Source organism: Melaminivora alkalimesophila (assembly GCF_000282995.1).
Classification (GTDB): Bacteria; Pseudomonadota; Gammaproteobacteria; order Burkholderiales; family Burkholderiaceae_C; genus Melaminivora; species Melaminivora alkalimesophila.
This window is the reverse complement of the sequence record NZ_ALEE01000752.1, coordinates 1-779: the sequence shown is the minus strand read 5'-3', so window position 1 is coordinate 779 and position 779 is coordinate 1. Positions and strand designations below refer to the sequence as shown.

Below are 779 nucleotides of genomic sequence, written 5' to 3'. Positions count from 1 at the left end.
GAGCTGCTGCGGCAGCCGCGGCAGGCTCTCGGCGCTGCGCACGTCCATGGCGACCGCGACCCGGTGGCCGTGGCGCTCGTGCTCCAGCGCCACGAAGGCGTCCAGCAGCTCGGGCGGCAGGTTGTCCACGCAGTAGTAGCCCGAGTCCTCCAGCGCGTGCAGCGCCACCGACTTGCCGGAGCCGGACATGCCGGTGATGACGACGATCTCCAGCATCACGGGGCCGCGCTCGTGCGCGTGGCGGCGGCGCTTTCGAGCATCTCGCGCGCGTGGGCGTGGGTGGTGGCCGACAGGCGTTCGCCGCCGAGCATCCGGGCGAGCTCCGCCACACGCTCCTCGCCCCGGGCCGGGCGCACGGTGCTGGTGGTCTGGCGCGCGCCCTTGTGCTTGGAGACGACCAGGTGGTGGTCGGCGCAGGCGGCGACCTGCGGCAGGTGCGTGACGGCCAGCACCTGGCGCGCGCGGCCGAGCTGCTGCATCAGGCGGCCCACGGTCTCGGCCACCGCGCCGCCGACGCCGGAATCGACCTCGTCGAAGATCAGCGTCGGCGCCTCGCCCAGCTCGCTGGTCGTGACCGAGATGGCCAGCGCCATGCGCGACAGCTCGCCGCCCGAGGCGACGCGGCCGATCGGGCGCGGGCTCATGCCGGGGTGGCTGCTGACGAGGAAGCCGACCTGGTCGGCGCCGTGCGGCCCGGGCTCGGCGGGCTCGACCAGCACCTCGAAGCGCCCGCCCGCCATGCCCAGCTCCTGCATGGCCTGGGTGATGGCGGCAGCCAG

The 779-nt window shown here is 74.8% G+C and carries 1 protein-coding gene and 1 pseudogene; both read right to left on the bottom strand.

Features of this window, described 5'->3' with window-relative positions; all coding sequences use genetic code 11:
- On the bottom strand, positions 1–219 hold a 219-nt coding region (locus tag A612_RS14530), incomplete at its 3' end, for an RNase adapter RapZ (RefSeq protein ID WP_277422528.1).
- Positions 216–779: pseudogene (locus A612_RS14525) on the bottom strand (DNA repair protein RecN); the annotation flags it as partial. The gene A612_RS14530 and the pseudogene A612_RS14525, both read right to left, overlap by 4 nt.